This window comes from Vibrio sp. 1F263, from assembly GCF_041439035.1.
GTDB classification, from domain to species: domain Bacteria; phylum Pseudomonadota; class Gammaproteobacteria; order Enterobacterales; family Vibrionaceae; genus Vibrio; species Vibrio tasmaniensis_A.
On the sequence record NZ_JBGONI010000036.1, the window covers coordinates 37,061 to 54,676 of the forward strand.

The 17,616-nt window shown below is 42.2% G+C and carries 15 protein-coding genes; 9 read left to right on the plus strand and 6 right to left on the minus strand.

Annotated features, from left to right (window positions below; all coding sequences use genetic code 11):
• Positions 1–42 precede the first annotated feature (42 nt).
• On the minus strand, positions 43–915 hold the full coding sequence (locus ACED25_RS18770; RefSeq protein ID WP_371695870.1) for a DUF3187 family protein: 873 nt from the start codon (positions 913–915) through the stop codon (positions 43–45).
• Between the two features lie 304 nt (positions 916–1,219).
• Here ACED25_RS18770 and ACED25_RS18775 point away from each other — a divergent pair, with 304 nt between their 5' ends.
• On the plus strand, positions 1,220–2,014 hold the full coding sequence (locus ACED25_RS18775; RefSeq protein ID WP_371695871.1) for a response regulator transcription factor: 795 nt from the start codon (positions 1,220–1,222) through the stop codon (positions 2,012–2,014).
• Positions 2,015–2,124: 110 nt separating this feature from the next.
• Here the strand turns inward: ACED25_RS18775 and ACED25_RS18780 are convergent, their stop codons facing one another.
• Both ACED25_RS18780 and ACED25_RS18785 read right to left on the minus strand, forming a co-directional pair.
• Entirely contained in the window at positions 2,125–2,958 is an 834-nt protein-coding gene (locus tag ACED25_RS18780) for a RecX family transcriptional regulator (protein WP_371695872.1), read from the minus strand.
• Positions 2,959–3,334: 376 nt separating this feature from the next.
• Complete coding sequence (locus tag ACED25_RS18785; RefSeq protein ID WP_017096657.1) at positions 3,335–4,939, minus strand: mechanosensitive ion channel family protein; 1,605 nt, start codon at positions 4,937–4,939, stop codon at positions 3,335–3,337.
• A 252-nt stretch (positions 4,940–5,191) separates the two neighbouring features.
• On the opposite strand from ACED25_RS18785, the gene ACED25_RS18790 reads away from it, so the two are divergent.
• From ACED25_RS18790 to ACED25_RS18810, 5 genes are all read left to right on the plus strand, one after another.
• Positions 5,192–5,440, plus strand: a complete 249-nt coding sequence (locus tag ACED25_RS18790) for a hypothetical protein (protein WP_009844760.1) — start codon at positions 5,192–5,194, stop codon at positions 5,438–5,440.
• 349 nt (positions 5,441–5,789) lie between these two features.
• Complete coding sequence (locus ACED25_RS18795) at positions 5,790–6,266, plus strand: hypothetical protein (RefSeq protein WP_162924278.1); 477 nt, start codon at positions 5,790–5,792, stop codon at positions 6,264–6,266.
• A 95-nt stretch (positions 6,267–6,361) separates the two neighbouring features.
• Positions 6,362–8,425: a protein-disulfide reductase DsbD family protein gene (locus ACED25_RS18800; protein ID WP_371695876.1), complete on the plus strand. Its 2,064-nt coding sequence runs from the start codon at positions 6,362–6,364 to the stop codon at positions 8,423–8,425.
• A 3-nt stretch (positions 8,426–8,428) separates the two neighbouring features.
• The gene (locus ACED25_RS18805) at positions 8,429–8,953 is read left to right on the plus strand and encodes a protein disulfide oxidoreductase (RefSeq protein ID WP_029225344.1); all 525 of its coding nucleotides are present in this window, start codon (positions 8,429–8,431) and stop codon (positions 8,951–8,953) included.
• A gap of 122 nt (positions 8,954–9,075) precedes the next feature.
• Entirely contained in the window at positions 9,076–9,795 is a 720-nt protein-coding gene (locus ACED25_RS18810; RefSeq protein ID WP_017102469.1) for a DsbA family protein, read from the plus strand.
• A gap of 149 nt (positions 9,796–9,944) precedes the next feature.
• Here the strand turns inward: ACED25_RS18810 and ACED25_RS18815 are convergent, their stop codons facing one another.
• Positions 9,945–11,210, minus strand: coding sequence for an HD-GYP domain-containing protein (locus ACED25_RS18815; RefSeq protein WP_012601015.1), 1,266 nt, complete (start codon positions 11,208–11,210; stop codon positions 9,945–9,947).
• 226 nt (positions 11,211–11,436) lie between these two features.
• Between ACED25_RS18815 and ACED25_RS18820 the strand changes: the two genes are divergently transcribed.
• Positions 11,437–11,982 carry a GNAT family N-acetyltransferase gene (locus ACED25_RS18820; protein ID WP_017096652.1) on the plus strand — a complete coding sequence of 182 codons (546 nt, stop codon included), beginning with the start codon at positions 11,437–11,439 and terminating at the stop codon, positions 11,980–11,982.
• Between the two features lie 141 nt (positions 11,983–12,123).
• On the opposite strand, the gene ACED25_RS18825 is transcribed toward ACED25_RS18820, so the two are convergent.
• Together ACED25_RS18825 and ACED25_RS18830 are read right to left on the minus strand one after the other, a co-directional pair.
• Positions 12,124–13,473: a sensor histidine kinase gene (locus tag ACED25_RS18825; RefSeq protein ID WP_371695874.1), complete on the minus strand. Its 1,350-nt coding sequence runs from the start codon at positions 13,471–13,473 to the stop codon at positions 12,124–12,126.
• Complete coding sequence (locus ACED25_RS18830) at positions 13,466–14,155, minus strand: response regulator transcription factor (RefSeq protein WP_029222829.1); 690 nt, start codon at positions 14,153–14,155, stop codon at positions 13,466–13,468. The genes ACED25_RS18825 and ACED25_RS18830 overlap by 8 nt, the downstream gene beginning before the upstream one ends.
• A 538-nt stretch (positions 14,156–14,693) precedes the next feature.
• On the opposite strand from ACED25_RS18830, the gene ACED25_RS18835 reads away from it, so the two are divergent.
• Complete coding sequence (locus ACED25_RS18835; protein WP_102582528.1) at positions 14,694–15,251, plus strand: hypothetical protein; 558 nt, start codon at positions 14,694–14,696, stop codon at positions 15,249–15,251.
• Positions 15,252–15,412: 161 nt separating this feature from the next.
• A complete protein-coding gene (locus ACED25_RS18840; RefSeq protein WP_371695875.1) occupies positions 15,413–17,356 on the plus strand; it encodes a putative bifunctional diguanylate cyclase/phosphodiesterase in 1,944 nt (647 codons plus the stop codon).
• Positions 17,357–17,616: the final 260 nt, after the last annotated feature.

Below are 17,616 nucleotides of genomic sequence, written 5' to 3' on the forward strand. Positions count from 1 at the left end.
TTGCGATGAATTTAATTACATAATGATATGTTGATATTACTTTTATATTGAGAAGCGCAACCCAATCGTAAACCCAATATCAGTGCTGTTATCCATATTGCGAATATTCTCTGTCATCAAGGCTTCTAAACTAAACCTATTGAATCGGTACCTATAACCGAGCACCACTTCATTAGACGGCTCTGAGAAATCTGGTTCATCCGTTGCCCACCCTCGATAATTTAAAGACTCAACTAACAAACTGTGCCGAGCATTAAACATATACTCATACCCTAATGCCCAACTTGCGCTGAACCCCTCTAAACTAACTAAGTAGTCATCACCGTTACGGTGAACCAAACCTACCGTTGAAAAAAAGTTATGCCTTAAGGTGATAAAGCTGTAGTTAAGTTGGACGCCTTGTTCGAAGCTAGTTCTGGCAAACCGGCCACTTTTTACGTTGTTGTAAAATAAAGAGCCACCAGCAGAGAGCGACATCGGCCCTCTAGAATGCAACAGAAGCTCATTGTAAAAAGTCAGCGCATTGGTTAAATCATCCCCCTCAAAATCAGACACATGAACCCCTGCATGATTAAAATCCATGGTGAACTGATCTTCAGCCACTTCATCACGGCCATTTTGTCCAATACCAAACAGATCGTGAAAACCCATCACAAAACTGTCTAAACCATTATCTTTTGCAGTCACAACTCGATAATCCAGCTCGGTTTTCCAAATTGGAGATGCTTGCCACTCAATCGCAATATTTGACTGGTTTTGATAATAGTCGAGCGAATACGCACTCGTGTGTGCCCATATACTGGCTTGGGTATAAGAGGACTTGAACTCAATAGTCCCCACCCTTTTGGGCTGAGCAGAACGAAGTTGTGTTGAAAGCACATTTGAATGAATAGGTGACTGCGCATAGACAAACATTGGGGATGCGTTCGCGCTTGCAGTAGGATGAAAAAAAGTCAGTATCGAGACTGAAATACTCAGTAACGCCCTTAAACTTATCACAGTGTTTACTCGGTTGTATAAATGCCCGATTTTATTAAAAAACACCGTTCAATTAATGCAGTAGATCTACCGCTTATCATCCTAACATTTAGATTAAAGAGTTATAAAAAAACGAAAATTAGAACCTCTCGAAAATGTAAACATCTTATCTTGCACTGTGCTTTACGAACGCATAGTCTTCGGTATATTAACCTGATGAATATATTGATAGAGGAAAGGTATGTCGGCTACTAACCTAAATTTTGAACAATTGTTGATGAAGCAATCGACGACTCTCATCAATAGCGATCCTCAGTGTTTTCAAGCTACTTGGTCAGAAGCGAGCTTTGACGTACTCGATTGGTTTGGGATGGATCGTTTAACACTCTACCCTAACTCAATGGTCTTACTGGAAGACGGAAAGACTTGTTCAGTATCGAAAGCGAACATACCCCCGGTCAATAAACAGAATCTCATTGGTGGCAACTATCTTGATTATTTAAAGCTGCTAAAGACCAAAAAAACTTATCTCGCGTTTTCGAAAGACGACCTCGAGAACACTCAGAATTACGTATTAAAGCAGTTATACAAAGAAGGGGGGCGATGGCACTGCATCATTCCTTTGCAACTCTTTAACCAACGCTGGGGAGCACTGTCTTTTACTAACTTTCACGACAACGATACCACTTTCGATCTCGAAGACATCCAGCGCTTAAAATTAGTCTGTGAGCTTTGGCTCTGTTATTGGCAGCACTCAACGCTAGCCAGAACATTAAAGCAAAATGAGAACCTGTTAGAAGATGACAGTGATAAATTACTATTACTCACCAAGAAGCAGACCAAAGTGTTGGCACTTATTGCTCAAGGCCTAAGTGCAAAAGAGTGTGCGGAACAGCTCCATCTAAGCTCTCGAACTATAGAATCGCATAAGTACAGAATGCTTGGGTTGCTCGATTTGAACAACCACAATGACCTCCTTCAGTTCGCGTTGCGTAATGGGTTAGGTATTACAGAAAACCTGCACACAACGCGTTAAAACAATCTATTAACCCTGTAAATCATTCTGTGTTCGATGACCTTCAGCTATTTATATCTGAAGGGTCTGTATTTATGAAAGCTCTATATTTCTTGGTTTAAGGACACTGGCTACTCGTTACCTTCACTCAGAGCAAATTTAATTTCATCCGACGAAAAGCCTTTTCGACTTAGCATAGCGTAAGCTTTTGAGCGCTCTTTGTGATCGTTGAGGTCATAAGATTTCTTTTGTAGTTGTTCTAAACACGAAGAGTAAAAATCCAGTTGCTCTTCGTTAATTAACCGATCGACCAATTGTGGCAATTCGCTCGTGTCTATTTGTCGCTGTCTAAGCTCTTGCTGAATAGCAGTCAAGCCTTTGCCTTTACGAGCATACTTAAGCACTTCTTTTTCCAAATCGGCTTTCTCTGCCTTAATTTGAATATTACTCTTCAGTTCATGCGCTTGTGGGTGCTGGTCAATCGCTACCTTAACTTGTTGATAGCTAAAACCACGCTTTTGCAGCGTCGCAACCAGCTTTTCACGACTCATGGTAAAGCTTGTGTAATAATGGTTGATTCGGTCTATCAAGATAGTTTGTTCATCAATAGACTTTTCGAAAGACACCTTATGGATAGCATCAGAAATCACTGAGTCCGTCAGGCCCTTCTTTTTCAATTTTTCAGCAATATACCGAGAACCAAATTCACCTGAGAACGCTTGTTCTACAAATTGTTCAGCAAACACTTGGTCAGACTTGAGATACCCAAAGCCCTTCAAAGTATTCAACGTTTCATCGATCCATTCTTGATTGTCGGTTTTCACTTTGAGCTTCGCGACCAACTCACTTTCCGTCATATCTCTCTGAGTTAAATGCCACATCGCAGAGTTCATAACACTTTCAATTCGCGTCGCTTTTCTTACCGTTGTATTTCTACCATTCGTTTTTTGCTGTGAATCATCCATTCGCTTTCAACTGTCCAGATTAAGCCTACCCCATCATAACTTAATTCTAAGGTGGTTGAGTTACCTAAAAGAGTGAAGCTCAATATAATACCAATCGTAGTAAATAACTGTTCACCCTAGCTGGTTAAAACGCTCGATAACGGCGTTAGAACTTTTGATTGTAGAATAACTACTTATCAAAAATTTCTGCCTTGTTCTCAAGCCTTTTTCCTGCGCTATTTCTGATCACTTACTTACTGTGATTGGTATAAACTGGCAGCCAATAAAAATGGACGCTTATTCAGCGTCCATTTGATATCACATTAAGAAGAGATCGACCTTAAGCCGTACTTAGTTCTCTCCGTATTAGCTATTCTCGTACTAGCCTTTTTCCGGGTTAGTTCTCTTCGTGATTGTAAACATGTACATCTCGTTGAGGGAATGGAATCGTGATGCCCTCTTCATCGAAGCGTTTCTTCACGGTTTCCGTCACATCCCAATACACTTCCCAGTAGTCATCTGTCTTAACCCAAGGTCTTACAACAAAATCAACTGAAGACGTATTTAAGGTGTGAAGCTTGATCATATGCTCTGGTTTTTTCAACACTAGAGGGTGAGCAAGAATGATGTCGTTCAATACCGATTTTGCTTTATCGATATCATCTGAGTAACCGATACCAAAAACCATATCAACACGTCTCACACGCTCTGCTGTGATGTTGTTGATCACGTCACCCCAGATCTTGTTGTTTGGGATCACCAAGCGTTGGTTATCGATGGTTTGAACGGTTGTCGATACTAAGCTCATGTCTTTTACAGTGCCTTGAACACCAGCGACTTTGACCATGTCGCCAACATCGTACGGACGGTAGATCAAGATCATCAAGCCCGATGCAAAGTTAGACAGCGTATCTTGCAATGCAAAACCAATGATGACACCCGCAACACCGAAACCCGTTAATAGTGGTGCTAGCTCAATCCCTATTTGAGACAGGGCGATCAGCAAACCAACAAACACGACCGCTTTAGATGCAATTGATACAAAGAAGTCCTGCATCAATACACTGAAGTCCATTTTAGAGTGCGAAACACTCTTACGAACGGTTTTACGAGCCACATTAGCAATAAGGCGAGTTACATACAAAATACCGAGGAAAAGCGCGAGTTTAACGATAAATGAAGGGGTATTTTCAAAAGCCCATGAACTGAATGAACGAAGCCAACCATCCAACAACTCCAGTGCAACATCAACATCCAATACATCAGCGTTAATGTCGCCGGTGGTCGCTAATAGAATACGCTTGTACGAGGTGACATCCACACCAAATGGCACCATCATGGAGATACTTTTCTCTAAGCTGGCAACCATAACGCTGGTTCGTTCTCTGAAACGTATTAATTCAGTTTTTATCGTCGCCTTTTCTTCTTCACTCACAAAAGACAAACGGCGCTCTAAATCTTGACGCTGCGTGTCTGTGTAGAGAATCGCATTTGTCAGATATTGCGAACGAGAAACTAGTGCGGTTTTTAACTGACTTTCCGCAGCCGATACATCAACGCCTCGATCTTTTGACCAACTTAAGGTCTTAGAAAGTTGCTGATAGTAGTCATCCATCATTCCGATACGTTTTTGAATCAACAATTCAAGACGCTTTTTTGCATCCCCTTCAGCCGAACGGTTGTCTTTGCTCATAGAGACAATTTTAACTTCGTTCAATGACAGTAAATGCTGTAAAAGCTCTACTTGCTGGGCTAGAACAGCGTCTAAGCCTTGCTTCTTATCAGATGATAATTGGGAGGATATCTCTTTGCGTAGTGCTTGGTTCTTTCTTCGCAATATGTCTTCTAGAAACGGCTTTTCAGCATCGTGCGCTGTTTCTAATGTAGCGAGGTCCAGCATTAGCTGGTCTTGTACTTCTGCTATTTTATCGACGCTTTGCGCAAAACTTCCAAATGCGACAAACGCCAACATTAACAATAGACAACGCCAAACCTTCATCATACTAATTCCTATTATTGTCTAAATTGACCCTATAAATAGTAGTAAAAAGAAGATGGATAACAAGCATTTAAACATATGTTGTGTTAAAACTTTGCAAATTATCAGCCTGTATCTAATATTTGAGAGTTCCAATCCCCTCTTATGACCTGTAGAGTACGCAACCAACAAAGAACAACAGCCAATATCGTCATTTAGGTGCATGTACTAAATCGCCTTAAATCCTATGTTGGCTCACAGCAAAAGAGCATAAAAATGAACAACGAACTTGATGTTATTGAGTCTCTAGAAGAGCTAGAGCAATTCCTAATTTCAGTAGAAGCAGGGGGCTTAGGTCTTGAAGACGTTGAAGGCGTAGGTATGGCCACCAATAATTCTGATGGTCGTCATTTCGTTGCAGTATTCAACAGCAGTCACAAGGTTTTACTCGCTCGCTGGATCACTAAAGAAATCTTTGAAAATGGTAAAGACCTTGTGCGCAACGGTCCTCGCCGTTCTCACTAAATCTTTCCAATAGCACCAATGGTTAAAGCCCAATATGTCCATCTGCGATCTGTTGGGCTTTTTTGTATCTCCTGATAATGAATAGAGCACTCTATACAGGATAAATTGGCGATAACTTCCAGTTGTTGTGAACTTTATCTAGAGCTCAATGTCGTATTTGCGTGAGTTGGTGTTTATGCATCGTTTATCGTGTATCTACGGTTTATCGCGTTTATACATCGTTTCACTTTAACAATTTCATGACTTGTGACTCGAAGAGATCTTATTTAAGCTAACCGCAATTCAATGAGCTCGCTTTAACTATTAACTATTAACTATTAACAACTAACTGATTCAATTACTGACTGATTTGCTGAACACATCGCTACTTTTCTTATCCACACAGAACCGCCGACAAAAGCATTCGCTTTGGGCGCTGTTCCTTACCGGACTGGTTATCGTAATCTGTCTGGCGAGTGCGCTTTCTACAAACAAAGTAACCACTTCAGCTTCCCTAATTGGACAATCAATACTTGTCGGCGCAGAAACTAGCCATCCACAAGCAATCGTCGCATCTTTCGATAAAATGTCGGAGCTCTATGCTAGCGTTTTTGGTTCAGAAGCGTCTAAAACTCTGTCAGCGCCAAACTCTAGCGCGTGCAGCCTAAGCTCCAAAATGCTCACATTCGCGACACCTAAAACAGGTTGGCTGATTCCTTTTATCCTGTTTATTGCTGTTGCGTACAGCCTATCACCGCACATATCGAGATTGTCTAGAGATAACCATCGCTCTTCTCGACCTACAAAACACCGCTTACATCTAAAGCACTGTATATTTAGAGAGTAAATAACCGGGCTACTACACCCTTTTATTTATTTTTTGGAGATACATTTGTGTACAACACACTACTAACTAAGTTTGTCGATTCGTTGGCATTCTGCATGCGTACATGCGCGAAAACGCTAGTCACTGCCCTTTTGGTTATGACGTCATTTACTGCTTTGGCACAGACGACGGGCTGGCTCAGCGTGCCTGAACATCCACCAGTCAAGATGCGAATGATGTCGACGGGTGAACAATCGGACGACGGCTCTAAGATCCAAACCGTGCTCGATGTCGTGCTCGACGGCGACTGGAAGACCTATTGGCGCAGCCCAGGCGAAGGTGGCATTCCGCCAAGCTGGGACTGGTCTGGTTCAACAAACATAGAGTCGGTAGAGTGGCATTGGCCGATCCCTAAGTACTACGAACAACTCGACGTGATGACGTTAGGCTACAAAAAACACGTCAGCTTTCCCGTTACGTTGACACTGAAAGACAACACGAAGCCAGCACTGTTCAAGGCGTCGTTCACCTTTCCGTCGTGCACCAATATCTGTGTGTTAACCGATTACGACATCGAATTGCCGATTGATCCGCAAACATTAGAGCTCGATGAAGAAGCGATGTTCTTGTTCAATCAAGGCATGAGCCAATCTCCACGAGAAGCTAACCGCACTTCAGTAAACGGCCTGTTCTGGGATAAAAGTAAACAACAACTGGTGACTCAGCTAACAAGTAAGGAAGGCTGGGATAAACCGATGGTATTGATTGATGGGCAAGAAGTGCTTGATGACTTCTTCTCTCCACCAACCGTCCACATCACAGACAATACAATGACCGCGGTATTTGATGTGAGCAACTGGATAGGTGAAGTCGACTTAACGGACCGTACCGTGAGTGTCACCGTTTCAGACACTAATTTCGCCGAAGAGATGACGGCCCAAGTTGGCTCAGAACCGATCGCTTACCAAACAAGCAACAACGGCTTTTTGGCGATGATAGGCTTCGCTTTAATTGGTGGTTTGATCCTCAACATCATGCCATGTGTGTTGCCAGTATTAGGAATGAAATTAAACAGCATCATTCAAAACCAAGGTGCATCTAATCGTCATATCCGACTCTCATTCTTAGCTTCTGCTTCAGGTGTCATTACATCATTTGCGTTGTTAGCCCTAGGTATGACCGCTCTAAAAATGGGGGGTAATGCGATTGGTTGGGGAATCCAATTCCAAAATGTTTGGTTCATCGGATTCATGCTGATCATCACTTTGCTGTTCTCAATTAACCTGCTTGGGTTATTCGAATTCAGACTACCATCAGGTTTAAACACTTGGATGGCAACCAAAGGCGATGACTCACATTCAGGCCACTTTGTTCAAGGCATGTTTGCGACGCTGTTAGCTACGCCGTGTAGCGCGCCATTCCTAGGCACTGCGGTTGCTTATGCACTTGGAGCAAGTTACCAAGAGTTATGGGCTATCTTCATCGCGCTTGGTATCGGTATGAGTGCGCCTTGGTTGATCTTTGCGCTATTCCCAAGCCTAACCAAATTGCTTCCAAAGCCTGGGGCATGGATGTTCAAAGTTAAGCTGGTATTTGGCTTAATGATGTTCATTACCAGCCTATGGCTAACAAGCCTTCTGAGCCCATTCGTTGGCAAGTTCCCAACCATCTTGTTGTCGCTATTTATCGTGATTTCAGTACTGGTTTGGATTGGCATGAAACTGGGTCGCAAGGTGCTTATTCCTATCGTCGCAACCACAACCTTGGTGTTTGGTGCTGCATTGATCGTCGGTAGTGTCACCGCTGATAACTGGGCGACTCCGATTGTTGACGATCTCGCTTGGCAAAAACTGGATGCGAAGCAAATCCCTCAGCTCGTTGATGAAGGCAAAACGGTGTTTGTTGATGTGACTGCTGATTGGTGTATCACCTGTAAAGCCAACAAGATCGGCGTCATCCTTCAAGACCCTGTCTACAGTCACCTACAGCAAGAAGACATTGTTTTGATGAAAGGTGATTGGACAACACCAAGTGAAAGTGTCACTCAATACTTACAAAGTAATGGGCGATTTGGTGTGCCATTTAACATCGTCTACGGTCCGAGCTATAAAAGCGGTATTCCACTGCCTGTCATTCTCAACAGTGACACTGTCGTTCAAGCCATCGACGCTGCGAGATAATTGATGAAGACGCCCAACAACGAACAAAAGCCAAGCCGTCTTAAGAAGTGGGGAAAGGAACTCGTTTCAATGATACTGATCGTTGGCGTGGTTTCGTTTGCCATGGATTTTTACCACAGCAGAAGCATGCCTCAAGGAGACGCGATTCCAATCGTGGGTCAGTCGATCCAAGGGGAAGATATTGATGTTATCGAGCTAAGCAAAAACGGTAAGCCCGTTATTGTCTATTTTTGGGCGACTTGGTGTAGCGCGTGCAAATTGGTGAGCCCGACGGTTAATAGCTTCAGCGACTCCCATCAAGTAGTTTCTGTCGCACTTTCATCTGGCCCAGACGAACGTGTTCAGCGCTTCTTAGACGCCAAAGAGTATGACTTCCCTATTATCAATGATCTCTCTGGATCGATCAGCAGAAGTTGGGGAGTCAATGTCACGCCAAGTATTGTCATCATCAAAGATGGAAAGATCAGCAGCATCGCAACCGGCGTTACTTCCCCTATCGGCCTGTGGTTAAGAACCTACTTTGCATAACTCGCTCACTAAGAAAAACAGAGCAGAGCAAATGAACCGATTAAAGCCAATTTAACAAACAATAATACCGTGAGCGCGACCCAAAACGTGCTCACGATTATCAAGAATTAGAGAAAAACAACATGAAAAAACATCTGATTAGCACACTTATTTTAGGCTCACTAATGAGCACAAGTGCCTTCGCTGAGTTAAGCACAGAACAAACCCAGCAACTCGAAGAAATTAACCAGTTCCTGAAGGAGAATCCTTCTACTATTTCAGGATTGCATACCAGTTTAGAGCAGTATGTCGCAGGCCAAGCGCAAGCAAAGAAAGCTCAAGCTGAGAGTCACGACTGGTTATATAACAATGACGCTCACCCAATCACGGGCAACCCGAATGGCAAATCAGTAATCGTTAACTTTACTGACTACAACTGCCCTTACTGTAAGCGCTTGGAAAAAGGCTTGGTTCAATTAGCCTCTGAAAACAGCGACATTAAAGTGATCAACGTGTACTTGTCATTTAAGCAGCAACAAGTAGATGGCCTTGATACCAATGCGGCTCTATACGCGATGAAAGTATGGAAAGATAACCCAGCAGCCTTCCCTGAAGTCAACAGACTGCTGATGGCAAAAAGTGGTATTCACTCGAAAAGCTCACTAGAAGCCGTAGCCAAGAAGACAGGCACAGAAGCGGAACTAAAAACAACTCAAGAACAAAACCAGGTTCTAACCACTAACCATCAAACCTTTAGCGCTCTGGGTTTAACAGGAACGCCAACGATGATGATGAATGATCAGCTTCTACCGGGCTATGTGCCTTACGATCGACTTAAAGATATCGTGGATGATGCTTTTTAATCGAGCGTAGATAGAGATAAAGACTAGAAAGAGAAGTGAATAAAAGCCGACTCGCGCAACACCCAGTCGGCTTTTTCATTGTTTGAATAAAGTAGATAGTCCATTTACCTTAAATTTAAAGGTGAGTTGAATCCTAAAAACGACCAAAGTTAAAACGCGTACATTCTTTTGTCCGTCGATAGTTCAAAACAGTACTCTGCGTGTTTTCTAAGGCATTCAAACACTTCTCGATCCAACTTATAACTATCAACTTGTTCCGTTAATATCGCTAGAGTTTCTTCCAGTGTCATACCTTTACGATAGGGGCGAGACTGGGTTAATGCTTGGAATACATCGACTACAGCAACAATTCTACTGGGTTGATCTAAATCTTCAGCCGTTTTACCCATCGGATAGCCTGAACCATCTAACCTTTCATGGTGATCGGAAGCCCACTGACACACCTGAGGCGAACTAAATAGCTCCTGCAGCGCGAATCGAGTATCTGTCGCATGGCGTTTAATACAACAGTATTCTTCGTCAGTGAGCAAATCTGGCTTATGAAGAATGTCACCAGGGGTTTGCAGTTTGCCAATATCGTGAACTAAACCAGCTAAATAGAGCTTTCTCTGCGTTGTGTGTGAATAACCAAGTTGTTTAGCTAGATATTCAGAAAGTTGCCCTACCTTCAACGAGTGCTTGAAAGTGAACGAGCTTTTCGTATCAACGACATTAGCAATAAACTCGGCAAAGGCGACTGTCTCATCCAGCGACATTTGCTGAGAGAAAAAGGGTACAGGTTCAAAGTTATCTCTCATATTCTCGATGTAAGGGGTCTCCATCGAGAACCAAAAATCATCCAGATCGACCAACTCACACATGTGCTGTACAAGATTGGTTTCGAACATCTCATCCGCTTGCTCAGTCAAACGTCCAATAATGCTCGCTTTACCGTCTGGGGTTAGGTTCCCATAACGATCAGAAGCGGTTATGCCATATAGATAGTCAACTCTGTCAGCAAGCATCACAACTGCAGCCAGTTCCTTTTCTAATTCACTGATATTCATAGTCTTTAGATCTAACCAAGGGGTATGATGATAAAGAACTGGCTTAGCAAATATAGAAAGAACAGGGCACTCCTTTAAAATTTGGTAGCCCTTTTGACAATGGTAATAAGTCGAGTCGGGAACAAACCCCGAATTCAGTCGACGTTGCTCGTCTATTTGCGACACTCCGCAGTCGTGAATTAGCCCTAACGAAAATGCGAGCTGTGCCTGCTCCTCTTCCCACCCCACGCTCAGAGCACATCGATATGCGATGTAACCCACCCTCTGTCCATGGTTTTTGCTTTCAAAACCGACGTTATCAAGCGCCTTAGCAATACCAAATAGAGCCTTTCTTAGGTCTACGGTTACCTCTTGGCAATGTTGATTCATTACTTAAGCCTAGTATTTTTATAGTTTTTATATATTTAGGCTGCTAATACTAATGCATGACTAACGATCATACCCGCAATTATTATAAGGTTTAATGTATTTCGTGATGGATCTAGCGTATCACGAATAATTCGTGCCACAGGTGGTTGCATATTCAAAATTGTGCGACATTATAACCTGCCGACCAAAAGACACTTAAATCATCAGCCAAAAGAAAAGGGAAAACATGTTTAAAACAGTTATCGATGAAGAGTTATCCATCGCTCTGGTTGAAGAGAACTTCGCATCTCATTACGCGGAAATTTCACAAAGCCAAAATGAGTATCTTAGCCAATGGTTAGCATGGCCACCGCACTGCAAAACAGAGCAGGACTTTAGGATCTTCATCCAGCGCTCGCTACATGATTACGCGGAAGGCAAAAGCATGACATGTGCGATTGTGTACAAAGACAATATCGTCGGTAACTGTAGCTTTAACACCATTGACCACAGCAAACAGAAAGTCACGATAGGCTATTGGTTGTCTGAGACTTACCAAGGTAACGGGATCGTTACACGCGTAGTTGAGAAGCTCATTGATATTGCTTTCAATGAGTTAGATATGGAAAAGGTGGAGATATCAGCTGCAACTGGCAACCAGAGTAGTCGCAAGGTTTGTGAGCGCTTACATTTCACATTAGAAGGTATCATAACTCGTAACGAGAACTTAAATGGCCGTATCATAGATCATGCTATTTATGGCCTTCATCGTTTAAGCGCCAACAATATCTAAGCTTGATTTTCTACTTGGTAAATTTTGCCAATTGATAGTGAATGATAATTGGTAATTAGTAAGTTAATTAAATTAGTAAGCCACGATATTAAACCGTGGCTTTCATTTTTAAGAGTCTAATTGGTCTCTTACTAAAATCATTTACGTGATCTTTGGGATTAAGATACAGAACTTAGCACCACCGCGATTGCTATCGCAGATCCGAATGTCCCAAGAAAGCTTTTTAGCCGCTGAAATCGCGATTGCTAGACCTAACCCTAACCCACCAGTTGCTGATGCTCTGCTAGAATCTAAGCGAGAAAACGGAAGGAATACTTCTTCACGCCTGTCCTCCGGTATCCCAGAGCCATTGTCTTCAATCAGAACCAGCCAATTTTCTGAGTTCTCGTCCAGAGTTACCCAGACTTTGTCTTGTGTGTAATTCCCAGCGTTCTTAATCACGTTATCAAAAACCAAACGCGCCATCGAGCAATCACACTTAATTTTGCACTCTAGCTTTACTTTGGACTCAAAAATAACATTGTCTAACTCCGAGTAACGGATTCTATCTAAACAATACTCGCGAAGGTCAGCTTTCACTTTAACAAGCTCGAAGAAAGAATTATCCATGACATTCAATTTCGACAGCATGATAATTTCTGACGTGAGGTCGTTGATATCCTCGATGTAGGTATCAATATCATCGAAAAAAACCTGATGATGCTCTGGAGCTTCCCGCCTTAAGAGATCCGTCGCCAATTGAATACGGCTTAGCGGTGTACGGACTTCATGTGGAATCGCTTGAGCAAATATATGACTTTGTTTTACTTTGCTCTCAATCTCCTCAGCCATGAAGTTAAAACTTTTGGCTAGCTCAGACACTGGGTGTATATCATCTACGTCAGAGCGAGTACTCAACTTCCCCTTACCAAACTGCTTCTGTTTCTCAACAAGTAACTCTATTCTTTCTTGAAAACGCCTAACAGGTAAGTAAACACTTGCGCCAATAGCGAAGATAACGGCCAACAAAAGCCCGATAAGAAAGTTTCTTTCTGAATCTTCATACCACTCAATTTCAGGTGAGAAGAAATCGCCTACCTCACTGAACGCAAAGCTAAACCTAGAATTTGGTAGCTGAAATACTGCCGAATAGAGATTATTTTCACTTAGGTATACCGGTACACCATTCAAGGTGGTAAATAACTCGCATCGTTGACACGGAGCCTCTCCCGACCAATTCTCCAACAGGCGTAAATTGAAAATATAAAATTGCTGGTAGCCTGTTCTGTCGAGTTCTTTATATAGCGAGTTTTCTCGGTTGTGTTGACTAACATACTGCTCAGAAAAGTAGATGCCATCATTAAGGAATATTTCGATCTGGGTACGCCGCATGTGCCCTTCACCAAGGTTCCAAAACAAAAAGATCGTTGCCGACATCCCTGCCACAATTCCAAGGTACAAACGAGTAAACATAGAAACAGATCGAAGTTTCACCGCGATAGACTTATACAACCAGCATATACCCCTTGTTACGAACCGTACGGATCAACTGCTTATCTTTTGCATGCATACGCAGCTTCCGGCGCAACCCTGAAACACGCATATCAATAGAGCGGTCGTTAAAGGCATAATCAATACCTCTAAATAGCTGGCAACATTGATCTCGAGTAACGACCTGACAAATGTTATTAACAAGAAGATTTAGAATTTCAAACTCGGCAGAGGTGAGCTTTAGGTTCTGTCCATACAGAGTGGCACTTTGAGCTGTACTGTTGATCACAATTTCACCTGGGGTTTCAGCGGTCGTGTCAGGCTCAGCAACAACAGGGGCTGCGCGACGCAATAGTGCTTCAATTCGTGCCAATAATGCATGACCACGAATAGGTTTTGCTACGTAGTCATCCGCGCCAAACTTAAACAAACTAACCTCACTCATTTCATCAGCAGAGGCAGTCAATACTAAGATAATCCCATTATAAAATTCGCGAGCCTGTCGGCAAATCTGTGCGCCGCTCATTCCTGGAAGCATCAAGTCCAACAGAACGAGATCGGGTTCAATACTGCGGATCGCTTCAATGGCCAAATCCCCTTCATGGACAACGCTAACATTGTAGCCTTCAGCTTCGAGGTAAAGCGTAGTTAAACGCGCTATCGCCTGGTCATCTTCGACAATCAGCACTTTGGTTTTCGACATTTCTATCACCAGCATTTATTAAAAGCGAGGGCAGTATATATACTGTTCATATATCATCAATATTGTTATTGAAGTCACTAACTTACCGTACGCAAAACATATTAATCACTTTTGTACATACACGTTTACAAACCATCGTTCAGCAACAAAATCGCTCATTTATTGATTAATTTCCCGTCAAAAACGGAAAATCTAAACGCTTAAATGCTTACGTTTGCTTACCTTCTTACGCACACTTACATTAAAAGAATTTACAAAACTCATTCAAATAAACTTGCTAAACATTAATAACACAATAGTTAGTAACACTTCAAATCAACAAAATGACAGATTTTAAAACCGCGATCGTATTCTAAAAAATTGAAGAAAACGATTACTTAACCAATCAAATAGCATGTTCCATTATCAAGCTCTCTCCCCCTCTATCAAGTAAAGTCTTCTTCAAGTAACATTTATTCGGCTAATCATTAACTCAAATAATAAACAACGGTGACTTACTGATTAAACAAAAGTCACTTTGTCACAAGGCCACTTAAAGATGAACAAATCGCTTTTAATGTTACTGACCATAACCGCTTTGTTGGCAACACGAGTCACCGCTGCTCCTAATAAACATGAGGTGATGAATCAAATCAAAGCGCAAGTAAGCTCTTGGATAGATATTCAAGTCACACCACAAAATAGTATTATCCAAAAGATGGTCTTCAACTGTAATTTCTACCTAACAACCCCAAGCATTAAATCTCCAGATGGCAACGAAAGCAGCTCTGGTTCATATCACTTTTATTCACATAATGGGGTAGTCGGCGCGATGACTGAACCTTTCACTACTCAACCCCTTCCAGAATTAACAATGTGCCTGAAAGAAGACTTCATCGTCACTAACCAAGATCAAGCCCAATTATTATTTGAAGCAATTGAGACGGTATACACAAATCATTCAATGTTTGACGATCGCTTCCCGAAAGAAATCGTCAAGACATCAATAGGCTGGAACTTCATCAACGGGGAAATTTTTGGGGACAATAAAGGCTATGCGATTGAAAGCACCCCGGAAGGAAAAGTAACCAAAATTATCCGTTCACTGAATCTTTAAACGCTATTTTTGTCGCTAATTTATCTTTAGCGCCTGATTTTTCTTTAACACATAGCTCCTTCACGGCTGTTAAAGATCAGAGTTCAATTTGATAGACGCACTGCCAAAGCACGACATCTGTCTGCATAAATCGATTAAAGTATGAGTTCCCCGAATTTATTATGATGACCAGCTACCAACCTTTCGAACATCTAAAGTGTCCTATCTGGATATATGACATTGATAATAAGCGAATAACCTGGGCAAACAGCAGTGCCCTCCCTCTTTGGGAGTCTGAATCTCTATTTGAACTGACCTCACGCGATTTTGGTGTTGAAATGTCAAAAGCGATCGAAGCAACGCTTGAAGAATATCAGAGACAATTTCAGCGAAATCAAAGTGTAAAGACTTGGTGGAACTTCACCCCAAAATACATTTCTAAACGCGCACTATGTCTTTTCTCTGGAATCCCATTACCCGATGGCCGAACAGGGATGCTAGCGCAAGTCATCGCAGAAGAAGAGAGCTTAAAACGCGATCTCACATACTCTGATGGTTCCAACCTCTCTCTTTTATTCAACAAAGTGGGAAGCGTAGTGAGTGCAAACTCCGCTTTTTCTAAAAACTACGGCTCGCCGTTTAGTCGCCTATCCGATTTTGTTTCAAGCGAAGAAGTTGCAGACCAATGGTTATTTTCAGCTCGCAAAGGTCGAGACATTTTGGAGGAAGTCAGCTGTAAAATTGAAAATAAAACCCACCACTTTGATGTTCATGGAAAGTGGTTGTTTGACAAAAGTGAACTGCTATTAAACCTAACCTGTACCACCAAACAAAAAGAAAATTTGATTAAAGCTCGATATAACGCAGAGCACGACTGTCTCACTGAGCTCTACAACCGCCGCGGGATCACCAAAAGGCTCGAATCGAGTATTGCCTGTCGCTCGCCCTTTGAATTGATGTTTGTGGACCTTGATGGCTTTAAGTTGGTGAATGACACTTATGGGCATAGTGTTGGTGACCAACTACTCAAAAAAGTTGGCAAGCGTCTTAAACAGATCCTCGACGAAACATGCACAATCGGTCGCTTTGGTGGTGATGAGTTCATCGTGATTGCTCACGCCCGAAAAAATCAAAATATCCCGTTACTCTGCTCTCGCATTATCGATTCTTTGAACAAAAGCTTCCAAATAAAAGGAATTGGCACCTTATCTGTAGGTTGCAGCATAGGTTCTGCTCATTTTCCAGATAATGCCACGGATAAAGAATCATTGTTAAAGCAGGCCGGAATGGCGATGCATGTTGCCAAAGCCAATGGTCGGAACCGCTTCCAAACTTTTACTCCAAATTTAGCGCAGATTCTGCATCGGCAAGTAGAGATACGCCATAGGTTAACTCTGGCACTAGAAGGTGATGACCTCAATCTTCATTACCAACCGATAATGGACACCAATAGCAATAAAGTTAAAGGGTTTGAAGCCCTACTTAGATGGTCGGATAAAGATCTGGGCAATATCGAGCCTGACGAGTTTATTAGCCTAGCGGAAGAAACTGGACAGATTGTTCCACTCGGAAAGTGGGTCCTTAACTCTGCACTTAAGCAACTGTCGATATGGCACCGAGAATTTGATGATGAATTGGTAATGAGCATCAATATCTCGTGTATTCAGATGCACACTACTTTTGCAGAGCAACTATCGGCAATGCTCAACTTCTACAACATACAACCTAAAAGTATCGCCCTTGAGATCACTGAATCCTCAATGATCTTCAAACACGGTGAAGTCAGACAAGCATTAGACGATATCTCAGCGCTAGGCGTTGAGCTACACCTTGACGACTTCGGCACTGGCTACTCTTCTCTCTCTATATTGCATGACTTGCCAATTAGTACCGTTAAGCTAGATAAAAGCTTCGTCCATGGCACCTATAAAGGGAGCGAAGCGATTGTCCAAGCCACCTATGCTATCTGTGAAAAATTGGGGCTTAAGGTGGTTGCGGAAGGGGTCGAAACTGAAACACAAAAAGCTTTCTTAACCAGTTGCGGATATCAATATTTACAGGGATTTCTGTTCAGCAAACCTATCCCACCCGATGAAGTCGAAATGCGATTTTTGTCTAGTAGATAACTCGGCTCTAAGGGGGTTACTTACCAAAGCAATTAAATTCCCCAAGCACAATATAATTATGTAAGTGGTAAATGCTATCAACTATACCACTTACGTAAATTTTACGTCATACCAAAATATAGATAGTTTACACTTTGGTTAGTTGTAATTAAATTACTCCCCAATGTCACCCTAATATAATTGTCAATATCCAACCAACCAAAGTGGCTTTGTTGCGTAATTCAATGGAACTAAATCAAGAACCTACGATCTGATCAGCT